We start from the raw sequence: 666 nt of genomic DNA on the forward strand, positions 1-666 counted from the left end.
AGCCGGGCGCGGTCCGGCCCGTCGCCGACCACCACTTTGCTGCCGGCCAAGTCCAGGCCGAGGAAGGCGGCGACGTTCTTCTCCACCGCTACGCGGCCGACGAATAGGAAGATCGGGCGCGGCAAGCCGTCGAGCGCCTTGGGCGGCGACGCGTCCGCCTCGGCCGGGCGGAACAGCTCGGTGTCGACGCCCCGCGTCCAGCGCATCAGGTTACGGAAGCCGCGACCGGCGAGTTCGTGTTCGAGGGAGGCGGTACTGACCATCGTGCCGCTGGCGGCTCGGTGGAAGCGCCGCAACCAGGCGTAGCTCCAGGCCTCCGGGATCGGCGCGCGGGCGGCGAGGTATTCGGGAAAACGGGTGTGGTAGCTGGTGGTGAAGGGCCGGCCCTTGGCGATGCAGAGCCGGCGCACCGCGTGGCCGATGGTGCCCTCGGTGGCGATGTGCACGTGGGTCGGGTCGATTCGCTCCCAGGCCACGCCGATTCCGCGGGCGCCGGCGAGGGCGAGGCGGATCTCGGAATAGCCCGGCATCGGCAGCGAGCGGAAGTCGCGCGGGGTCAGGAAGAACGGCTCGAAGCCGCGCGCGGGGGCGGCCTCGGCCATGCGCTCCAGCGAGCGCACCACGCCGTTGACCTGCGGCGCCCAGGCGTCGGTCGCGACGAGCAGC

At 72.7% G+C, this 666-nt stretch carries 1 protein-coding gene; it reads right to left on the reverse strand.

What is annotated here, in order from left to right:
- On the reverse strand, window positions 1–665 hold a 665-nt coding region (locus FV222_RS28445), incomplete at its 3' end, for a glycosyltransferase (RefSeq protein ID WP_246685724.1).
- Window position 666: the final 1 nt, after the last annotated feature.

It is taken from the genome of Methylobacterium sp. WL103 (assembly GCF_008039885.1).
Lineage (GTDB): Bacteria > Pseudomonadota > Alphaproteobacteria > Rhizobiales > Beijerinckiaceae > Methylobacterium > Methylobacterium cerastii.